This is a genomic window from Ramlibacter pallidus (assembly GCF_015070875.1).
In the GTDB taxonomy this organism is placed as follows: Bacteria; Pseudomonadota; Gammaproteobacteria; order Burkholderiales; family Burkholderiaceae_C; genus Ramlibacter; species Ramlibacter pallidus.
In genome coordinates, this window is the sequence record NZ_JADDIV010000001.1 from 567,595 (window position 1) to 587,511 (window position 19,917).

General features: G+C 69.6%; 21 protein-coding genes. 12 read left to right on the forward strand and 9 right to left on the reverse strand.

Going from position 1 to position 19,917, the window contains the following annotated elements:
- The first annotated feature begins 1 nt into the window (after position 1).
- From IM787_RS02845 to IM787_RS02855, 3 genes are all read left to right on the forward strand, one after another.
- A complete protein-coding gene (locus IM787_RS02845; RefSeq protein ID WP_193675112.1) occupies positions 2–778 on the forward strand; it encodes a thiazole synthase in 777 nt (258 codons plus the stop codon).
- On the forward strand, positions 775–1,554 hold the full coding sequence (xth, locus tag IM787_RS02850; RefSeq protein ID WP_193675113.1) for an exodeoxyribonuclease III: 780 nt from the start codon (positions 775–777) through the stop codon (positions 1,552–1,554). Before IM787_RS02845 ends, xth begins: the two co-directional genes overlap by 4 nt.
- Positions 1,555–1,651: 97 nt before the next feature.
- On the forward strand, positions 1,652–1,945 hold the full coding sequence (locus IM787_RS02855) for a hypothetical protein (RefSeq protein WP_193675114.1): 294 nt from the start codon (positions 1,652–1,654) through the stop codon (positions 1,943–1,945).
- 4 nt (positions 1,946–1,949) lie between these two features.
- On the opposite strand, the gene hemW is transcribed toward IM787_RS02855, so the two are convergent.
- The 5 genes from hemW to IM787_RS02880 are packed head-to-tail and all read right to left on the reverse strand — an operon-like array spanning position 1,950 to position 6,413.
- Entirely contained in the window at positions 1,950–3,134 is a 1,185-nt protein-coding gene (gene hemW, locus IM787_RS02860; RefSeq protein ID WP_193675115.1) for a radical SAM family heme chaperone HemW, read from the reverse strand.
- A gap of 1 nt (position 3,135) precedes the next feature.
- Positions 3,136–3,735, reverse strand: coding sequence for a non-canonical purine NTP pyrophosphatase (locus IM787_RS02865; RefSeq protein ID WP_193675116.1), 600 nt, complete (start codon positions 3,733–3,735; stop codon positions 3,136–3,138).
- On the reverse strand, positions 3,732–4,463 hold the full coding sequence (gene rph / locus IM787_RS02870; RefSeq protein WP_193675117.1) for a ribonuclease PH: 732 nt from the start codon (positions 4,461–4,463) through the stop codon (positions 3,732–3,734). The genes IM787_RS02865 and rph overlap by 4 nt, the downstream gene beginning before the upstream one ends.
- 43 nt (positions 4,464–4,506) lie before the next feature.
- Positions 4,507–5,409 (reverse strand): PP2C family protein-serine/threonine phosphatase, encoded by a 903-nt coding sequence (locus IM787_RS02875; protein WP_193675118.1) that lies wholly within the window; start codon positions 5,407–5,409, stop codon positions 4,507–4,509.
- A complete protein-coding gene (locus tag IM787_RS02880) occupies positions 5,406–6,413 on the reverse strand; it encodes a serine/threonine protein kinase (RefSeq protein WP_193675119.1) in 1,008 nt (335 codons plus the stop codon). Before IM787_RS02880 ends, IM787_RS02875 begins: the two co-directional genes overlap by 4 nt.
- Positions 6,414–6,488: 75 nt before the next feature.
- Between IM787_RS02880 and IM787_RS02885 the strand changes: the two genes are divergently transcribed.
- From IM787_RS02885 to IM787_RS02900, 4 genes are all read left to right on the forward strand, one after another.
- Complete coding sequence (locus IM787_RS02885; protein ID WP_193675120.1) at positions 6,489–7,409, forward strand: YicC/YloC family endoribonuclease; 921 nt, start codon at positions 6,489–6,491, stop codon at positions 7,407–7,409.
- Positions 7,410–7,438: 29 nt separating this feature from the next.
- A complete protein-coding gene (gmk, locus tag IM787_RS02890) occupies positions 7,439–8,056 on the forward strand; it encodes a guanylate kinase (protein WP_193675121.1) in 618 nt (205 codons plus the stop codon).
- Positions 8,057–8,075: 19 nt separating this feature from the next.
- A complete protein-coding gene (gene rpoZ, locus IM787_RS02895) occupies positions 8,076–8,279 on the forward strand; it encodes a DNA-directed RNA polymerase subunit omega (protein ID WP_193675122.1) in 204 nt (67 codons plus the stop codon).
- Positions 8,280–8,642: 363 nt separating this feature from the next.
- On the forward strand, positions 8,643–10,907 hold the full coding sequence (locus IM787_RS02900) for a RelA/SpoT family protein (RefSeq protein ID WP_193675123.1): 2,265 nt from the start codon (positions 8,643–8,645) through the stop codon (positions 10,905–10,907).
- Positions 10,908–10,913: 6 nt separating this feature from the next.
- On the opposite strand, the gene greB is transcribed toward IM787_RS02900, so the two are convergent.
- Positions 10,914–11,474 carry a transcription elongation factor GreB gene (gene greB, locus IM787_RS02905; RefSeq protein ID WP_193675124.1) on the reverse strand — a complete coding sequence of 187 codons (561 nt, stop codon included), beginning with the start codon at positions 11,472–11,474 and terminating at the stop codon, positions 10,914–10,916.
- A 100-nt stretch (positions 11,475–11,574) separates the two neighbouring features.
- Between greB and IM787_RS02910 the strand changes: the two genes are divergently transcribed.
- The 4 genes from IM787_RS02910 (at position 11,575) to IM787_RS02925 (ending at position 14,612) form a co-directional block, all read left to right on the forward strand.
- A complete protein-coding gene (locus IM787_RS02910) occupies positions 11,575–12,042 on the forward strand; it encodes a hypothetical protein (RefSeq protein ID WP_193675125.1) in 468 nt (155 codons plus the stop codon).
- Between the two features lie 78 nt (positions 12,043–12,120).
- The gene (locus tag IM787_RS02915) at positions 12,121–12,363 is read left to right on the forward strand and encodes a hypothetical protein (protein WP_193675126.1); all 243 of its coding nucleotides are present in this window, start codon (positions 12,121–12,123) and stop codon (positions 12,361–12,363) included.
- Between the two features lie 105 nt (positions 12,364–12,468).
- Positions 12,469–13,431 (forward strand): CvpA family protein, encoded by a 963-nt coding sequence (locus tag IM787_RS02920; protein ID WP_193675127.1) that lies wholly within the window; start codon positions 12,469–12,471, stop codon positions 13,429–13,431.
- 182 nt (positions 13,432–13,613) lie between these two features.
- Positions 13,614–14,612: a DNA topoisomerase IB gene (locus tag IM787_RS02925; protein WP_435531137.1), complete on the forward strand. Its 999-nt coding sequence runs from the start codon at positions 13,614–13,616 to the stop codon at positions 14,610–14,612.
- Here the strand turns inward: IM787_RS02925 and IM787_RS02930 are convergent.
- Together IM787_RS02930 and treZ are read right to left on the reverse strand one after the other, a co-directional pair.
- Entirely contained in the window at positions 14,609–16,663 is a 2,055-nt protein-coding gene (locus IM787_RS02930) for an amylo-alpha-1,6-glucosidase (protein ID WP_227494045.1), read from the reverse strand. The genes IM787_RS02925 and IM787_RS02930 overlap by 4 nt on opposite strands.
- Positions 16,656–18,533 carry a malto-oligosyltrehalose trehalohydrolase gene (treZ, locus tag IM787_RS02935; RefSeq protein ID WP_193675128.1) on the reverse strand — a complete coding sequence of 626 codons (1,878 nt, stop codon included), beginning with the start codon at positions 18,531–18,533 and terminating at the stop codon, positions 16,656–16,658. Before treZ ends, IM787_RS02930 begins: the two co-directional genes overlap by 8 nt.
- Positions 18,534–18,673: 140 nt before the next feature.
- Here treZ and IM787_RS02940 point away from each other — a divergent pair, with 140 nt between their 5' ends.
- Complete coding sequence (locus IM787_RS02940) at positions 18,674–19,648, forward strand: tripartite tricarboxylate transporter substrate-binding protein (RefSeq protein ID WP_193675129.1); 975 nt, start codon at positions 18,674–18,676, stop codon at positions 19,646–19,648.
- On the opposite strand, the gene IM787_RS21735 is transcribed toward IM787_RS02940, so the two are convergent.
- Positions 19,620–19,889: a YodC family protein gene (locus tag IM787_RS21735; protein WP_193675130.1), complete on the reverse strand. Its 270-nt coding sequence runs from the start codon at positions 19,887–19,889 to the stop codon at positions 19,620–19,622. The two genes, IM787_RS02940 and IM787_RS21735, sit on opposite strands and share 29 nt — an antisense overlap.
- Positions 19,890–19,917: the final 28 nt, after the last annotated feature.

The window sequence follows — 19,917 nt, forward strand, 5'->3', positions numbered from 1 at the left end:
CATGACGCTGCGCATCGGCGACACCACACTCACCAGCCGCTTCTTCCTCGGCACCGCGGGCTATCCGTCGCCGCAGGTGCTGCAGGAGGCCATCGCCGCGTCGGGCACGCAGGTGGTCACGCTGGGGCTCAAGCGCCAGCTGGCGGCCGGCAACGCGACCAACGACTTCTACCGCATCATCCGCGCGAGCGGCGCCCGCCTGCTGCCCAACACCGCCGGCTGCCGCACGGCGCGCGAGGCCGTGACGCTGGCGCAGATGGCCCGCGAGATGTTCGACACGCCCTGGATCAAGCTGGAAGTCGTCGGCGACGACTACACGCTGCAGCCGGACCCGTTCGAGCTCGTGGAAGCCGCGCGCACGCTGGCGCGCGACGGCTTCGAGGTGTTCCCGTACTGCACCGACGACCTGGTGACCTGCCGCCGCCTGCTGGACGCGGGTTGCCGCATCCTCATGCCCTGGGGCGCACCCATCGGCTCCGGCCAGGGCCTGCTGAACCCCACCGCCCTGCGCACGCTGCGCGCGCGCCTGCCCGACGTGCCGCTGGTGGTCGACGCCGGCATCGGCTCGCCGCGCGACGCGGTGCAGGCGATGGAACTGGGCTACGACGCCGTGCTGGTGAACTCCGCGGTGGCGCAGGCGCACGACCCGGTGCGCATGGCGCAGGCCTTCCGCCTCGGCGTCGAGTCCGGCCGCATGGCGTACGAAGCCGGCATCATGGCGCGCCAGGAAATGGCGGTGCCCACCACGCCGGTCACGGGACAGCCCTTCGTGCTGTGAAGGTCGCCACCTTCAACGTCAACGGCGTGAAGGGGCGGCTGCCGCGGCTGCTGGAGTGGCTGGCGGAGACGGCGCCGGACGTCGCCTGCCTGCAGGAGATCAAGACGGGTGACGCGACCTTCCCGATCGCACCGATCCGCGCGGCGGGCTACGACGCGGTCTGGCACGGCCAGCGCTCGCACCACGGCGTCGCGATCCTCTCGCGCGTGGGCACGCCGGTGGAAGTGCGGCGGGGCCTGCCGGGCGACGACAGCGACCTCGCCTCGCGCTACGTCGAGGCGGACGTCGGCGGGCTGCGCATCGCCTCGGTCTACCTGCCGAACGGCAACCCGGTGCCCAGCCCCAACTTCGACTACAGGCTGCGCTGGATGGAGCGCTTCATCGCCTACGCGCAGGACCTGATGGCATCGGGATTGCCGGTGGTGCTGGCCGGCGACTTCAACGTGGTGCCGACCAACGCGGACATCTACAACGCCGGCAGCTGGCGCTTCGACGCCGTGCTGCAACCCGAGACGCGCGAGAAGTGGGCGCGGCTGATGGAGCAAGGCTGGGTCGATGCCACGCGCCACCTGCACCCGAAGGAGCGCATCTACACGTTCTGGGTGAACGAGGCGGCGTTCCGCCGCAACGCGGGCTTCCGCATGGACTTCCTTCTGCTGTCTCCCGCGCTGGTCGCTCGCCTGCAGGCCACCGGCGTCGACGCGGAGCACCGGGGGCGCGAGAAGCCCAGCGACCACGCGCCGGCATGGATCCGGCTGGCGCCCTCCAACGGCTGAGTCGCCGCGCGGGACGCCGGAGACGGCTGCCGTCCGACAGGCTGCCCGACGCCCGCCGGCTAGCATGGCTTGGACTCAGACCCCATAACGACATGCCATGGATGACATCGAAGCCCTCAGGACGGAGGTGCAGCACCTGATCGCAATGCACACCGCCTCGTACGTGACGCTCACTTCGCTGGTGGCGACGCATCCGCACCCCGAACACTTCCAGCTGCACCTGATCTCGGCGCTCGAGGGCGTCCTGGGATCGGAGCGGCTCGCGAAGTGGACGGACGACCAGAAGCAGATCGTGCGGCGCGTCGTCGAGACCTTCCAGAACGTGAAGCCCGCCGACCCGATCGACCCGCTGAAGGCCGCGCTGGGCGACCGCGATCCGCGCCAGCGCTGAGCGCTCAATCGGCCAGGAACAAGGCCTGCAGGTCGGACAGGAAGTCGAAGCCGCGCTCGGTCGGCTTCACGCGCGCCAGGTCGCGCTCCACCAGGCCTTTCGCCTGCGCTTGCTCCAGCGGCTTCGCGATGGCGGACAGCGGCAGGCCGGTGCGCTCGACGAAGTCCTGCAGCAGGAAGCCGTCCTTCAGCCGCAGCGCGTTGAGCATGAACTCGAACGGCAGGTCGCCGCGGGCGACCTCATCGTCCTGTGCCACGGCGTTGCCGGCCAGCGCGTTCTCCATGTACAGCCGGGGCTCGCGAAAGCGGACCTGCCGCACGATGCGGTGCGGGAAACTCAGCTTGCCGTGGGCGCCGGCGCCGATGCCCAGGTAGTCGCCGAACTGCCAGTAGTTCCAGTTGTGCCAGCAGCGGTGGCCGGGCTTGGCGTACGCCGAGACCTCGTAGCGCTCCAGGCCCGTCGCCGCGGTCATCTCGGTGATGCGGTCGAGCATGGCGTAGGCGAGGTCGTCCGGCGGCGTCACCGGCGGGAACTTGGCGAAGTAGGTGTTGGGTTCGATCGTCAGGTGGTAGATCGACAGGTGCGGGGGCGCCAGCGCGAGCGCCTGGGTCACGTCGGCCTCGAGCTGGTCCAGCGTCTGGCCGGGCAGCGCGTACATCAGGTCGAGGTTGAAGGTCTCGAAGGCCGTGGCCGCTTCGGTGACGGCGGCGATCGCCTGCGCGCCGTCGTGCACGCGGCCCAGCGCCTTCAGGTTCGCGTCGTCGAAGCTCTGCACGCCCACAGACAGCCGCGTCACGCCGGCGGACCGGAAGGCACGGAACCGGTCCTTCTCGAAGGTGCCGGGGTTCGCCTCCAGCGTCACCTCGCAGTCGGCCGCGAGCTTCAGGCGGGCGCGGATGTCCGAGAGCAGCCGCTCGATGCCCTGCGGCGAGAACAGGCTGGGCGTGCCGCCGCCGATGAAGATGCTGTGGACCTGGCGGCCCCACACCAGGGGCAGCGCCTGTTCCAGGTCGGCGCGGAGTGCGTCGAGGTAGCGTGCCTCGGGGAGTTCCCCCTGGTTCTCGTGCGAGTTGAAGTCGCAATAGGGGCACTTGCGCAGGCACCAGGGCAGGTGCACGTACAGCGACAGCGGCGGCAGCGCCGGCAGCTGCAGCGTCCCGGGGCGCAGGTAGTGCTGGACGTCCTTCATGTCAGAGCCAGCGGTCGCGAATGAGCTGCACCATCTGCTGCGCCGCCTGGCCGCGGTGGCTGTGCGCGTTCTTCACTTCGGGCGGCAGCTGCGCGAAGGTCTGGCCGAAGGCGGGGATGAACATCACCGGGTCGAAGCCGAAGCCGTTGCGGCCCACCGGCTCGCGCGTGATCTGGCCGACGGCGCGGCCGACCGCGATCAGGGGTTCGGGATCTTCCGGCGAACGCACAGCGACCAGCGTGCTGACGAGCGCGGCGCGGCGGTTGCCCACGTGCTCCATCTGCTCCAGCAGCGCCTTCACGTTCCAGTCGTCGCCCTTCGGATAGCCGAACTGCGTCGCGTAGTACGCGGTGTCCACGCCCGGCAGGCCGCTGAACGCGTCGACGCACAGGCCGGCGTCGTCCGCCAAGGCGGGCAGCCCCGTGTGCGCCGAAGCATTGCGCGCCTTGGCCAGCGCGTTCTCGACGAAGGTGCGGTGCGGCTCGTCCGCTTCGGGCACGCCGAGCTCGCCCTGGCGCACCAGCTGCACGCCGAGCGAAGCGAACATGGCCTGCAGCTCGGCGAGCTTGCCGGCATTGTTGGAAGCGAGGACCAGTTTCACGGCGCCTTCAGCGCGGCCGCTTGCAGCGCGACGAGTTCGGCGATGCCCTTCTCGGCCAGGCGCAGCAGTTCGTCCATCTCCGCGCGCGTGAAAGCGGCGCCTTCGGCCGTGCCCTGCACTTCGACGTAGTGGCCGGCGCCCGTCATCACGACGTTCATGTCGGTGTCGCAGGCGACGTCCTCGACGTACTCCAGGTCCAGCAGCGGCGTGCCGTCGACGATGCCCACCGAAATGGCCGCGACGGGACCCGTCACCGGCGACTCGGCCAGCTTGCCCCCGGCCAGCAGCTTGTTCACCGCGTCCTGCGCGGCGACGAAGGCACCGGTGATCGCCGCCGTGCGCGTGCCGCCGTCGGCCTGCAGGACGTCGCAGTCCAGCGTGATGGTGCGTTCGCCCAGCTTCTTCAGGTCGAACACGGCCCGCAGGGACCGGCCGATCAGGCGCTGGATCTCCTGCGTGCGGCCGCTCTGCTTGCCGCGCGCCGCCTCGCGGTCGCCGCGGGTGTGCGTGGCGCGCGGCAGCATGCCGTATTCGGCCGTCACCCAGCCCTCGCCGCTGCCGCGCTTGTGCGGCGGCACGCGCTCTTCGACGGAGGCGGTGCACAGCACGCGCGTGCCGCCGAACTCGATGAGCACGGAGCCTTCGGCGTGGATGGTGAAGCCGCGCGTGATGCGCACGGGACGGAGCTGGTCGGGCGCGCGCCGGCCGCTGCGTTGGAAAGTCGTCATCCCGGGATCATAGGCAAGCCCGAAAGGGCCCGCCCGGGGAAGGTCAGGCCTTCTTGGCGGCCGAGCGCCGGATGGCCTCGTTGATCTCGGCGATGGAGCGCTCGATGGCCGCGTCGTCGAGGTCGTCCACCAGCGTGTCGAGCACGCCGGCCTGGATGGTGGAGGCGAAGACGCCGTCCGAGATGCTGTCGGTGGAGATGCCGCGGGTGGACTCGTAGGTGTCCGGCGTCTCCCACTCCATGGCGATCACCGTGACGTTGTCCGAGTGTTCGCCACCGTTGCGCAGGGCGCCCTCGACGAGGTCGGGCACCGCTTCGGCGACGGGCTTGGCGCTCAGTTCGCGCACGATGTCGACGTCTTCCAGGCTGCCCCACAGGCCGTCGGAGCACAGCAGGATCTTGTCGCCCTGCTGCAGCTGCACCGGCCCCGTGACGTCGAACACCGGCTTGGTCGGCGAGCCGAGGCAGGTGAAGAGGATGTTGCGGTTGATCCGGTCCATGCGGATCACGCCGGCGTTCTGCTGTTCCAGGTAGCTGTGGTCGCGCGTGCGCGTGAGCAGCTCGTTCTCGCGCACGACGTACAGGCGCGAGTCGCCGCAGTGCACCCAGGTCGCGTGCTGGCCCTGCACGATCGCCGCGACCAGCGTGGTGCGCGGCGTGTCGAGCATGCCCTTTTCGCTGGCGTAGCGGATGATCTGGTGGTGCGCCGCCATCAGGGCGACGGACAGGAACTCGGTGACGTCCTTGACGATGGGACGCGCTTCCTTCTGGTACAGGGCGGAGATGGTCTGCAGCGCCAGCTGCGCGGCGACTTCGCCCTCGGGGTGGCCGCCCATGCCGTCGGCCAGCAGGAACAGCCCGGACTCGCGCGTGTAGCAATAGCCCATGCGGTCCTCGTTCTTCTCGCGACCGCCCTTGCGGCTGATCTGGAAGACCGAGAATTTCACTTGGCTTTCACTCCGCCGAAGCCCGTCTTCTTCATGCTTTTCTTGGTGTCCGTCACCATGTTGTCGAACTGGAGACGCATCTTCTCACCGACGGAGAGCTTCGTATAGCGCCGTTCGCCTTCCCGGCTCAGCTCCTTCTGGAGCGCGAACACCGATTGCGGGCGGGACAGCGGATCGAGCGACATGCACCATTCCACCACCTCGATCAGGTTGTCGGAATAGACACCGCGCAAACGCGACAGGGCAAGCGACAGGCGGTCCTTTTCCAGTCGCTGCGGCGCGTCATTCGGGGGGTAGCCCTGCATGCACGCGTAGATGCAGGCGCCGATGGCGTAGATGTCCGTCCAGGGGCCCATCGACGAGTCGCGGCGGTACATCTCCGGCGCGGCGAAGCCCGGCGTGTACATCGGGCGGATGAAGTTGCCTTCCTTGGACAGCACTTCGCGGGCGGCGCCGAAGTCGATCATCACGGCGCGGTTGTCGTCGGTGATGAAGATGTTCGCCGGCTTGATGTCCAGGTGCAGCATCTTGTGCTGGTGCACGATGCGCAGCCCGCGCAGGATCTCGTCGAACAGCGACCGGATGGTCGACTCGCGGAAGACCTTCTGCTTCTTCAGCTCGCGGGCGGTGATGATGAAGTCCTGCAGGGTCGCGCCCTCCAGGTAGTTCATCACCATGTAGACGGTCTCGTTCTCGCGGAAGAAGTTCAGCACGCTCACCACGGAGCTGTGCGAGATCTGGGCCAGCGAGCGGCCCTCTTCGAAGAAGCTTTTCAGGCCGAGGCGGTACAGGGAGAGCTTTTCGGGCGCGACCTGCGGCAGCAGCTCGCCCGGCGGGCGGGTGGCCAGGGAGGACGGCAGGTATTCCTTGATGGCGACCTGCTGGCCCTCGTTGTCGACCGCCAGGTAAACGACGCCAAAGCCGCCGGCGGAGAGCTTGCGCACCACCCGGTATCCGCCGATCACGGTGTCCGGCGGCAAAGGGGCCGGTTTCAGCTTTGACATAATTTGAAGAATGGGGCGCCGCGGCGCCCCTGGCTGACTCTGAAATCCCCTCAACGAACCTCGAGAATCCTCTGCATGCCAGTTTACAGCATGACCGGTTACGCCTCGGCGCAACAAAGCCCGGGATCGGCACCGGCCGGCACGGATGGCGGCAAGTCTGCAACACCCTCCCGGCTCGGGCTGGAGATCCGCTCCGTCAACAGCCGCTTCCTGGACCTGTCCTTCCGCCTCGGCGAGGAGCTGCGGGCCCATGAACCGGCCCTGCGCGAGCTGATCACCGCCCGCATCAAGCGCGGGAAGGTCGAAGTGCGGGCCAACGTGGAGGGGGTGGGCGCGGAAACCGTGCGCGAACCCACCATGGGCACCCTGCAGCGCCTGGGCGCGCTGCAGGACACGGTCAAGACCTGGCTGCCGACGGCGGCTTCGCTGTCGGTGGCCGAGATCCTGCGGCTCGCCTCGGCCGACGAGACGTCGACGGTGGACTGGACCGAGACCCTGAACCAGGTGGCGGCCCAGGCGCTGAAGGACCTGGTCGCCGCCCGCGAGCGCGAAGGCGCCCGGCTCGCCACCATGCTGCTCGGGCACCTGGAGCAGCTGCGCGCGCTCGCCGCGCAGGCCAAGCCGCTCGTGCCGCAGCTGGTGGAGCAGCAGCGCCAGCGCTTCCTGGAGCGCTGGAAGGAAGCGATGGCGCTGTCCGAAGGCACGGCGACGCCCGAAGCCGCGCAGGACCGGGCGCTGACCGAAGCCACGGCCTTCGCGATCCGCATCGACGTCGCCGAGGAACTGACCCGGCTGGCCGCGCACCTCGACGAGATCGAGCGGCTGGTGAAGAAGGGCGGCGAAGTCGGCAAGCGGCTGGATTTCCTGATCCAGGAACTGCATCGCGAAGCCAACACGCTGGGGTCCAAGTCCGCGCTGCTGGAGCTCACGAGGATCTCCGTGGACATGAAGGTCCTGATCGAGCAGATGCGCGAGCAAGTGCAGAACATCGAATAGCCCGCTTCCGGCGGCCAATACAATCCGGCATGGATTACCCCGGCAACCTCTTCGTGGTGGCCGCCCCGAGCGGGGCCGGCAAGTCCAGCCTGGTCAAGGCGCTGCTGGAGCTCGACGCCCGCGTCCAGCTTTCCGTCTCGCACACCACGCGCTCGCCGCGCGGCCAGGAAAAGCATGGCCGCGACTACTTCTTCGTCTCCGAAAGCGAGTTCGACCAGATGGTGCTGGCCGATGCCTTCGTCGAGTGGGCCAACGTGCACAAGCGGCGCTACGGCACGTCGAAGAAGGCGATCGAGGACCGCATCGCGCACGGTGCCGACGTGATCCTGGAGATCGACTGGCAGGGCGCGCTGCAGATCAAGCGCATCTTCACCAACGCGGTCCTGGTCTTCATCCTGCCCCCGAGCTGGGAAGAGCTCCGGTCGCGGCTGGAGCGGCGGGGCGAGGATGCTCCCGACGTCATCGAGATGCGGCTCGAGAACGCGAAGATGGAACTGGCGCAGGCAAGGGAATTCGACTTCGTTATAATCAACGAGTTATTTGAGCGCGCGCTTTTTGACCTCAAAGCGATCGTGCACGCCCAGCGGCTGAAGTACACGTCCCAGCGCCGCGCCCGCGCGGACACCTTCCAAGCCCTCGGCATCTAGCCCCCACACCGGAGAGACCATGGCCCGCATCACCGTCGAAGACTGCCTCGCGAAGATCCCCAACCGTTTCCAGCTGGTGCTGGCCGCGACCTACCGCGCCCGCATGCTGAGCCAGGGCCACGCGCCCAAGATCGAAAGCAAGAACAAGCCGGGCGTGACCGCGCTGCGGGAGATCGCCGAAGGCAAGATCGGCCTGGAGATGCTGAAGAAGGTTCCGGGCTGAGGTTTTCCTCGGCTCGCTGAGAAAAGCACCCTTTCGGGTGCTTTTTTTTCGCCATCGGCAGCAGGGCGGGCCGACTGCGCGCGATCTCTCTCGATGCCGGCCGTGCCATGGATCGCCGGCGTGATGAGGTTGGGGGTTGGGGGTCCGACCGCAGGGACGATTCGCGCTACCTGATACCTGGTGCACCTGACCGCTCGTCCGCATTGGAGGCTCTCACTCTCCATGGCCGCGGATTGCGCGAGCCTGGACCGGAGGGCGGGCCCCCGGCCCCCAACCTCGCCCTGGACGCCGGATCACCCCGGACAGCAAGCTCAAATACAGCAACAAGTCCCGCCACGAACGCCTTGCCCCTATCATGGGCCCATGAGCGCGGTGCTCCACCCGACTTCGGGAAGTGGAAAGCGGCCCAGCAGCCCGATCCTCCCCTCCCCCGCCGCGGCCAACGCCGCCGCGGCGAGCTTTGCCGCGCTGACCGCGCGCCTGGACTACCTGGGCGCCGAGGACGTCGACCTGGTCCGCAAGGCCTACCGCTTCGCCGACGAGGCGCACCTGGGCCAGATGCGCGCCAGCGGCGAGCCCTACATCACCCACCCGATCGCCGTGGCGGCGCAATGCGCCGAGTGGAAGCTGGACGCCCAGGCCCTGATGGCGGCGCTGCTGCACGACGCGATCGAGGACTGCGGCGTCAGCAAGTCGGAGCTGATCGAACGCTTCGGCGTCGCGGTGGCCGACCTGGTGGACGGCCTCACCAAGCTCGACAAGCTGCAGTTCAACACGCGCGAGGAAAACCAGGCCGAGAGCTTCCGCAAGATGCTGCTCGCGATGGCCCGCGACGTCCGCGTCATCCTGGTCAAGCTGGCCGACCGCACCCACAACATGCGCACGCTCGAAGACGTGCCGCGCGAGAAGTGGCACCGCATCGCCAGCGAGACGCTCGACATCTACGCGCCCATCGCGCACCGCCTCGGCCTGAACACCACCTACCGCGAACTGCAGGAACTCTCGTTCCGCTACCTGCGGCCGTGGCGCTACGCGACGCTGTCGAAGGCCGTGGGCAAGGCGCGCAGCCGCCGCCGCGACCTGATCCAGAAGGTGCAGCGCGACGTCGAAAGCGCTTTCGAGACCGCCGGCATGCGGGTGCGCATCGCGGGCCGCGAGAAGACGCTCTTCTCCATCTACAAGAAGATGGACGAGAAGCACCTGAGCTTCGCGCAGGTCACCGACATCTACGGTTTCCGCATCATCGTGCCGACGGTGACGGACTGCTACACGGCGATGGGCCTGCTGCACCAGCTGTACAAGCCGGTGCCGGGCAAGTTCAAGGACCACATCGCGATCCCCAAGATCAACGGCTACCAGTCGCTGCACACCACGCTGGTGGGCCCGTCGGGCGTGAACGTCGAATTCCAGCTGCGCACCGAGGCGATGCACCTGGTGGCGGAATCCGGCGTGGCCGCGCACTGGCTCTACAAGGCCAGCGTGCCGCAGGACGAAGGCACCGAACGCCTGGGCACCAAGTGGCTGCAGTCGCTGCTGGACATCCAGAACGAGACGCGCGACGCCGCGGAGTTCTGGGACCACGTCAAGATCGACCTGTTCCCGGACGCGGTCTACGTGTTCACGCCGAAGAGCCAGATCATGGCGCTGCCGCGCGGCGCCACCGTCGTCGACTTCGCGTATGCCATCCATTCGGACGTCGGCGACCACACCGTGGCGGCCCGCATCAACGGCGCGCAGGTGCCGCTGCGCACCGAGCTGAAGAACGGCGACGTTGTGGAGGTCGTGACCGCCCCGGTGTCGACGCCCAACCCGGCGTGGCTCGGCTTCGTGCGCACGGGGCGCGCGCGCTCCAAGATCCGGCACCACCTGAAGACGCTGGCGCATGCCGAGTCGCAGGAGCTCGGCGAGAAGCTGCTGACGCAGGCGCTGCGCGCCGAAGGCGTCGAGAAACTGCCGCCGGACGACGAGACCTACCACGCGATCTGGGACAAGCTGCTGCGCTTCACGGGCAACCGGAGCCGCGCGGAGCTGCTGACGGACCTGGGCCTGGGCAAGCGCATCGCCGGCATCGTCGCCAAGCGCCTGATGACGATGCTGGCCGAACGCGGCGAACGACCCGATGCCGTGCTCCTGAGCCGCGAGCGCTTCACGGCGCACGAGAACGTGTCGCAAGGCGGGCTGACGCTGGACGGCAGCGAGAACGCCTCGGTGCAGTTCGCCAGCTGCTGCCGCCCGGTGCCCGGCGACCCGATCCTGGGTTACCTGGGCCGCGGCGAAGGCCTGGTCGTGCACACCACCGATTGCGCGGTCGCCAAGCGGCTGCAGCACAAGGACGCCGAGCGCTTCATCGGCGTCGAATGGAGCGACGAGCCGCTGCGCGCGTTCGAGACCGGCGTGCTGGTCACCGTGGCCAACGGCAAGGGCGCCCTGGCGCGCGTGGCCGCCGCGCTGGCGAACGCGGAGGCGGACATCACCCATGTCGACATGGACGACGAGCGCGCGCAGGACGCGACCGACCTGCGTTTCGTCGTTTCCGTGCGCGACCGCGCCCACCTCGAGTCGGTGCTGCGCAACCTCAAGCGCACGCCGAGCGTGATGAGCGCGCGGCGCATCCGCCCGGGCGGCTGAGCGCGCTCAGTGCGGCGGCGGGTACGCCACCTTCAGCACTTCCACTTCCTTCGCGCCGGCCGGCGTCACCAGCTTCACGACATCCCCTTCGCGCGCCTTGAGCAGGGCGCGGGCGATCGGCGAGATCCAGCTCACCTGGCCCGCGGCGCTGTCGGCCTCGTCGATGCCCAGGATGGTGACGGTGCGCTCGGCGCCGGTGTCCTCCTCGGCGTAGGTGACGGTCGCGCCGAAGAACACCTGGTCGTGGCCGTGGTGCAGCGAAGGGTCGGTCACTTCCGCGATCTCCAGCCGCTTGGTGAGGAAGCGGATGCGGCGGTCGATCTCGCGCAGGCGCTTCTTGCCGTACAGGTAGTCGCCGTTCTCCGAGCGGTCCCCGTTGCTCGCCGCCCAGTGGACCACCTCCACCACCTTGGGACGCTCGTCGTCGATCAGCTGCAATAGTTCGGCACGCAGGCGCGCGTAGCCGGCCGGCGTGATGTAGTTCTTGCCGCCCGGGGGCAAGGGAGGCAGGCCGCCGCCTTCCTCCTCGTCGTCGCCGTCGGTTTCGCGGGTGAACGCCTTGCTCATGCGGGCAGCATAGCGGCGTCTCCTCCAATCTGGGTAGGCGCCGGCGGCGGTCCTTGCCCAGAATCCGCGGGATCGCTGCAGCTCCCTTTGCGCCGCCACCGTGAAGCCCCCCGAAGAGCCCACCTCCACCCTCGAAACGGCACGCTCGCGCGTGCCGACCTTGCGGCGCTCGCTCGTCGCCGTGCTGCCGTTCGGCGCGCAGGGCGATGACCCCGGCCTGCGCCTGCTGGGTTCGGAGCTGGCGGACGTCCTGCGCGAACAGCTCGGACGCGACCCTGCCATGCAGGCCATCCTGATCAGCTCCGACTTCCTCGCGAAGGCGCCGCCGCATGCCATCGAACTGATCTGCCGCGAACTCGGCGTCGGCTACGTGATCACGGGCAAGTGCCACTTCTTCGGCGAAGGCGCCTCGCTCTACGTCGAACTCGCCGACACGCGCCAATGGCACATCCGCTGGGCGAATTTCTATCGCGGCCAGGCGCACGCGCTGCTCGCCGGCGAAGGCGAGCTCATGACCGGCATGGTCCAGGCGCTGCGGCGCACGCTCGCCGAACACCCTCCGCGCTGAGGCCGTTCTCCTGTTCGGGGGATGCCCGCACTAGGCGCATTCCCTAGCATGGCCGCTGTCCAGAGAGGATGCAACACCATGGCCAGCTACTTCGTCACCTCCAGCGCGCAGTCCGACGGCCGCCATACGGTGCACGACCGGGACCGCTGCCCGCCGTCCCGCTTCGCCCTCGGCGGCATGGAGTACCTCGGCGAGTTCGGCGACGCGCAGCAGGCGGTCGTCGTCGCGCGCGTACGCTACGCCCATGCGCGCGGCTGTCCGTGCTGCGATCCGCGGGCTCCCCTGGCACCGCTGGCGCCGCGGCACGCCACCCAGGCCTGAGCGCACCGCGCCGGACTTCCGGCGGCGCCCAACGTCCTCGTCCGCGGGGAAGCGTCGGCCCCGTCCTACTTCATCAGTTCACGCGCTTGCCCAGACTGGGCGCGCATGCCGCTCAACCCCGTCGACATCCTGCTGGTCGTGATCGTGCTGGTCGGTGCCGTCACCGGGTGGTCGCGCGGCTTCGTGTTCTCGGCGCTCGACCTGCTCACCTTGGCCGCCAGCCTGGCCGTCGCCTTCGTGGGCTGGCGCCATGCCACCGACCTGGTGGCCGGCTTCGCCCCCGCGCTGGGGGTCTGGATCGCGCCCCTCGCCTTCGTCGGCATCTTCCTGCTGGTGCACCTCGTGCTCGGTACGCTGGTGCTCCGGCTGGCGCTGCGCCTGCCGCAGGCACTGCACCGCAACGTGGGCAACCGGCTGCTGGGCCTGCTGCCCGGCACCGTCAACGGCGCGATCCATGCCGTGGTCGCCGCCGTGCTGCTCCTGACGCTGCCGCTGGGCGCCCGCGTGGGCACCTGGTCGCACGAGAGCGCGCTGGCGCCGCGGCTGGCCGCGCCCGCCGAATGGGTCGAGGTGCAGCTGTCGCCCATCTTCAACCCCGCGGTGCAGCGGACGCTGCAGGCGCTGGTGGTCCAGCCGGAGTCCCGCGCCAGCATCCCGCTCGGCTACCGGCTCGCCAGCGCGCCGCCGCGGCCCGACCTGGAAACCCGCATGCTGGAACTGGTCAACGCCGAACGGCGTGCCGCCGGCCTGCAGCCGGTGCGGCCCGACCCGGAACTCACGCAGGTGGCGCGCGCGCACAGCCGCGACATGTTCGCCCGCGGCTACTTCGCGCACGTCTCGCCGGACGGCAAGGACCTCGGCGACCGCCTGCAGGCCGCGCGCGTCGGCTACCTCACGGCCGGCGAGAACCTGGCGCTGGCGCCGACGCTTGCCAGCGCGCACACCGGCCTCATGCACTCGCCCGGCCACCGCCGGAACATCCTGCGGCCGCAGTTCGGCCGGCTCGGCATCGGCGTGCTCGACGGCGGCCGGCGCGGACTGATGGTCACGCAAGCCTTCCGCAACTGACCGATGAAGGCCATGGAAGCCCTCGCCCGACACCCGCCGACCCGCGCGAGGCCGCGGAGTCGGCCGGCCTCGTCTACGTCACCGACGAGGAGCGGGGCATCCGCCGCGAGCGCAAGGGCGACGCGTTCGTCTACTACAAGCCCAACGGCGATCCCGTCACGGACGAGGCGACGCTGGAGCGCGTGCGCAAGCTGGCGATCCCGCCGGCGTACGTCGACGTGTGGATCTGTCCCCGGGCCAACGGCCACCTGCAGGCCACCGGCCGCGACGCGCGGGGCCGCAAGCAGTACCGCTACCACCCGCAGTTCCGCGAGCTGCGCGAGAGCACCAAGTACGAGCACATGATGGAGTTCGCGCGCGCCCTGCCGGCGATCCGCGCGAAGCTGGCCGAACACATGGCCCTGCGCGGGCTGCCGCGCGAGAAGGTCCTCGCCACGGTGGTCCACCTGCTGGAGACCACCCTGATCCGCGTCGGCAACGACGACTACGCGAAGACCAACAAGAGCTATGGCCTCACGACGCTGCGCAACCCGCACGTGAAGGTCGACGGATCGGAACTGCGCTTCCAGTTCAAGGGCAAGAGCGGCAAGACCTGGCGGCTGCAGGTGAAGGACCGGCGCATCGCCAGGATCGTGCGGGCCTGCCAGGACCTGCCGGGGCAGCGCCTGTTCCAGTACAAGGACGAGAACGGCGAAGTGCGCGAGGTGACTTCGGCGGACGTCAACGCCTACCTGCGCGAGGTGACCGGCACCGACATCACGGCCAAGGACTTCCGCACCTGGGCCGGCACCGTGATGGCCGCCCTGGCGCTGCAGGAGTTCGAGGCCTTCGACACCCAGGCCGCGCAGAAGAAGAACCTGAAGGCGGCCATCGAGCGGGTGTCGTCGCGGCTCGGGAACACGCCGACCATCTGCCGCAAGTGCTACATCCACCCCGAGGTGCTCAACGCCTACGTCGAGGGCAACCTGCTGCTGGAGATCAAGGACCAGGTGGAGGAGGAGCTGCGCGAGGACCTCGCCACGCTCAGGCCGGAGGAAGCCGCGGTGCTGGCGATGCTGGAAAGCCGCCTCCAGCGCACGCTGGAGGATTCGCTCAAGGACAGCCTCGCCGCCGCCGGCAAGGCGAAGCCTGCCGCGAAGAAGACCCGCAAGCCAGCGAAGAAGAAGGCGGCCGCGGCCTAGCCCGGGTGCCGGGCCGCCCGCACCTTCACCAGCACCCGCAGCACTTCGGCCACGCTCCACGCCTGCGCGACGCAGCCGCGCGGGGTGAACGGCGGCTCCGCATCGAAGATCTCGCTGATCGACCCGATGCACGCCTCGCCGAGGTGCGCCGCGAAGCCGTCGACGAGGTGCTCGATGCCGCGGTTGTCCTCGGGATGCACCTTCAGCCAGGCATCCGCGAACGGCCCGGCCAGCCAGCCCCAGACCGTTCCCTGGTGGTAAGCCGCATCGCGCGCGCGCAGGTCGCCGTCGTAGCTGGCCTTGTAGTCGGGGTGGCCGGGTGCGAGCGAGCGCAGGCCCACCGGCGCCAGCAGCAGCCGGTGGGCCACCTCCATCACGCTGCGCCAGCGCTCCGTGTCCAGCACGGGGTTCGGCAGCGCGATGGAGAACAGCATGTTCGGCCGGATGGCCGGATCGTCGCCCGCTTCGCCGTCGACCACGTCGAACAGGCAGCCGGTCTGCGGATTCCAGAAGCGGCCATTGAAGCTCTCGTGCACGCGCTGCGCGTGCCGGGCCATCTCGGCGCTGCGCTCCTCGTCGCCCTCTTCCCGCAGCCAGCGTTCCAGCAGGCGCAGCGCGTTGTAGAACAGCGCGTTCAGCTCCACCGCCTTGCCGCGCCGCGGCGTCACCACCCAGCCTTCGACCTTCGCATCCATCCAGGTCAGCTGGTAGCCTTCGGCGCCCTGCCGCAGCAGGCCGTCGCGCGGGTCGACGCCGATGTTGAAGCGCGTGCCGCGCAGGTGGTGCTCGACGATGGCGACGAAGGTGGGCAGCGCCTGGCGCAGCGTCAGCCGGTCGCCGGTCACCGAGACGTAGCGGTCCATCGCGTGGAAGAACCACAGCGTGGCGTCGGCCGTGTGGTACAGGCCTTCGTTCTGCCCCTCGGGGAACATGTTGGGGATCAGCCCGTCGCGCACGTAGTGCAGGAAGGTCCGCAGGATGTAGCCCGCCTCGGCGTGCCGGCCGGTGGCGAGCGTCAGCCCCTCCAGGCTGATCATCGTGTCGCGGCCCCAGTCGGTGAACCAGTGGTAGCCGGCGATCACGGTGCGGGCCTGGTCGCCTTCCGCCTGCGCCCGCGCGGCATCGGCCTGCCGGCTGAAGGGCGAGATGATGAACTGGTCCGCCGCCAGCACCAGTTCGGCGGCGCGGCCGCTGCGGGCATGCGGGTCGGCCTGCTCCAGCAGGCGCTCGCGCCGGTGGAACTCGGCCTGCACGGCCTGCTGCGGGGTGAGGGCCTGCACCGTGTCCCAACCTTCGGTGGACGCGATCAGCGTGCACTCTTCGCCGGGCGCGAGCTCGGCGCGGAAGCGGCCGGGCGTCCAGACCCGCCCGCGCGACGGGTAGCCGCGCGAGGCTTCGACGCGGTAGAAGAACTCGTCGTAGGCGCCGCCTTCCAGCACCAGTTCCGTGTCGCGGCCGTGCAGCATCATGCGCAGCGGCGGCAGGTGCGCGTCGCGCTGCGAATGCACCTCGAAGCGCCGGCCCAGCACGTGCAGCCGGCAGTCCTCGTCGCAGGGCTCCGACACCGGCATCTCGTGGCCCCGGAAGTTCAGGCGCGGCCGCAGGATCAGGCGCACGCCGTGGTGGCCGCCCGTCATCCGGTAGTTCACGTGCACCGTGTTCTGGCCGTACGGCAGCAGGATGCGTTTCTCGACGGCGACGTCGCCGACGCGGTAGCGCCAGACCGGCAGGCCCATCTCCAGCCGGAACTCGGTCAGGATCTCCGGCAGCTGGTAGGGCGTGTCGGCCCGTTCCTCGCCGGCCAGCCGCACCACGCGCTTGTCCGGCATCTGCAGCCATTCGCCGAGGTGGCTCAACATGACCGTGCGGCCGATCGGCGTGGGCAGCGCGGCGATCAGGAGACCGTGGTAGCGGCGGGTCGCGACGCCGGCGATCGAGCCGGAGGCATAGCCGCCCAGTCCGTTGGTCACCAGCCACTCGCGCGTGAGCAGGCGCTCTGGCTCCTCGGTGTTGCCCGGCCAGGGCATCGTGTTCAGGATGGCTTCAGCCAACGTCTTCGTCCTCCAGGGGATGCGGCACCAGCACCGCGGTCGCGTGCGCGGGCAGCCGCCAGCTGTGTTCGCCGTCGGGCTCGGCCATGCCGTTGCCCTGGTAGCGGGGGTCCTCGCTGTGCCACAACAGCTTCCAGCGGCAACCGGCGGGTGGTGCCAGCAGCGGCTCGGGCATCGGCACGAGCGGCAGCGTGGCGCCGAGGTTCGTGACGACCAGCCGGTCGTCGCCATCGGGCGCCAGGAACCGCAGCAGGAAGGCCTCGGGCCCCAGGACGGCCCCGTGCATTCGGCCGGCGTCCTGCGCCGAGAACACCGGGTCTTCGCGGCGCAGGCGCAGCAGGTCGCGGTGCAAGTGCAGGACGTGGGCGTTGCGCTCGCGTTCCGCGTGGTCCAGCTGGCAGGCCCGGAAGGTCGCCTCGTCGGCGGGGACCGCGAGCAGCCGCGCGCCGTGCGGGTTGCCGATGTTCGGGAACTGCGCGAGGAACTCGTGCCGTCCCTTGCGCACCAGCTCGTCGAGTCCGTCCTCGTGCGAAGCGAAATACAGGAAGGGCGCACTGGCCGCGAACTCCTGCCCCTGGAACAGCAGCGGCGTGCCGGGGGCCAGCAGCAGCAGCGCGGTGAGCGCGCGCAGCCGGCCGGGCGAGGTGAGCTGGTGCAGTCGCTGGCCCCTGGCGCTGTTCGCCACCTGGTCGTGGTTCTGCAGAAACTGGATGAAGGCATGCGCCGGCAGGTCCAGCGACGGATGGCCGCGGCGCTTCTTCTGCCAGGCGTAGTACTGGCCCTGGTACAGGAAGCCCCACTTGAGCGCGGAGACGAGCTCCTGGGGCGTTCCCCGTGTCTCCGTGTAGTAGGCCTCGCAGGCGCCGGTGGCCGCGACCGTGGCGCTGTGGTGGAAGTCGTCGTTCCAGAGCGCATCGAGCCCCTGGCCGCCGGCGTCCGGGGCTCGTGCGAGTTCGGCGTGCTGCGGCTCGTTCTCCGCCGAGATGTAGATGCTGCGCCGCCCCGCCGCCGCCCGCGCGGCCCGCGTGATGTCGGCCACGATGTGCGTCGTGCTGCTGTCGAACAAGCACTGCGTCGCGTCCAGTCGCAGGCCGTCGAAGTGGAACTCGTCGATCCAGTAGGCGGCGTTGCAGGTGAAGAATTCGCGCACCGGCGCGCTGTTCTCGCCGTCGAAGTTGATCGCGTCGCCCCACTCGTTGACGTATTTCCTGCTCAGGTACCAGGGCGAAAAGCGCGGCAGGTAGTTGCCGCTCGGCCCGAAGTGGTTGTAGACGACGTCGTGGATCACGCCCAGGCCCAGCGCATGCGCGCGGTCGATGAAGCGGCGCAGGTCGTCCGGCGTGCCGTACAGGCGCGTGGGCGCGAACAGGTTGACGCCGTCGTAGCCCCAGCCGAACGGTCCGTTGAATTCGTTGACCGGCATCATCTCGATGACGGTGACGCCGAGGTCGCGCAGGTACGGCAGGTGCGCCTGCGCCGCCGCATAGGTGCCCACCGGCGTGAAGGTGCCGATGTGCATCTCGTACAGCACCTGGCCCTTCGCGGTCACGCCGTGCCACGCGCCGTCGGTCCACTCGAAGGCCGACGGATCGACGACCTCCGAAGGTCCGTGCGGACCCTCGGGCTGCCGGCGCGAGGCGGGATCCGCGAAGGCCTCCCCACCGTCGAGCCGGAAGCGATACCGCGTGCCCGGCAGCGCCCTCTCCACCACGCCGCTGAAGTAGCCGCCGGCCTCTTCGCGCAGCGGCACCGACCCGCCTGCCTCCACCTGCACCTCCACTTTGCGGGCGGCCGGCGCCCACACGCGGAAGTGCGTGCCTTCGGAAGGCCGGTACTCGGCTCCGATGGGAAGACGCCGCGGGCTGGTCATCGTGGAGAGGGTCTGCAGGGCACGCGGAAATTGTGCAGTGCAGAACGCGGTTCGTGGGTCGATCGCAATGTCCGCCTGCAACCTCACGCAATGCAGGACCAGTCGTGCATCATGGAGCGCATCCAGGACAGGAGACAACGATGGGCCACCCTCATGCGCCGAGCCGTCGCGGCTTCCTCGCGGCTGCGCTTGCACTCTCCGCGCCCTGGGCCGGCGCGCAGTCTTATCCGAACAAGCCCATCCGCATGATGGTGGGCTACGCCGCCGGCGGCGGCGTCGACGCCCTTGCGCGCATGCTGGCGCAACGGCTGGCCCCGTTGCTGGGCCAGCAGGTGGTGGTGGAGAACCGCGCCGGCGCCTCCGGGATGATCGCGGCCGAAGCGGTGGCCAAGTCGGCGCCCGACGGCTACACGCTCGGCATGGGCGAGAGCGGCATGCTCATCAGCTCACATCTGCAACCGCGCGCCGGCTTCGATCCATTGCGCGCGTTCGCGCCGATCGCGGGCACCTTCATCGCGCCGCTGCTGATCGTGGCGAACAACGACACCGGCCTGGGTTCGCCCAGGGAACTGATCGCGCTGCTCAAGGCGAACCCGGGCAGGCTGTCGTACGCGACGTCGGGCGTGGGCACCGTGCACCACCTGGGCTTCGAGCTGCTGAAGGCGCAGACCCGGACCTTCGCCGTGCACATCCCCTACCGCGGGGCCTCGCAGATCCTCCCCGACGTGATCAGCGGCCAGGTGCCGCTTGCCGTCGTCAGCGCGGCGGGCGGACTGGCGCAGGCGAAGTCCGGACGGGTGCGGGCGGTCGCGATGATGAACCGCGCCGTGCTGCCGGGTGCCGAGAACGTGCCCGCCATGGCCGACGCGCTGCCCGGCTTCGACGTGGCGCCGCGGTTGATGCTGCTGGCCCCCGCGGGGACGCCGCCGGCGATCGTGGACCGCCTCCACGAAGCGGTGCGGTCGGTGCTGGAAAGCCCGGAGTTCGCCCGGGCAGCGGCACAGCAGGGTGCCATGCCGGCCTACATGGCGCCGGCCGCCTTGGCGGCGGACCTGGTCCGGGAGTCGGCCAGCTGGGCGCGCCTGATCAGCGCCCAGAAGATCGTGGTGCAGTGAGTGGCGCCTCGGCGTCCGGCGAGACGGGCGACCGGCGCTCGCGCCCGGCATTCCTCAACGAGCTGAAGAGGAAAGTGCCCTGGTGCAGGTCGACCCCCGCATACCACTGGCAATAAGCGGTGTCGCCACTGGCGGCGCGCACCACCATCGGCGGGCCGCCCGTCTGCAGGCGGACCACGTCGCCCGCTTCGAAAACCGGTTCACTTTCCACACCGGGATTCTGCCCTCCTGCCGCGGCCATGTCATCGCGGTGGCGTAGGACAGGGCCG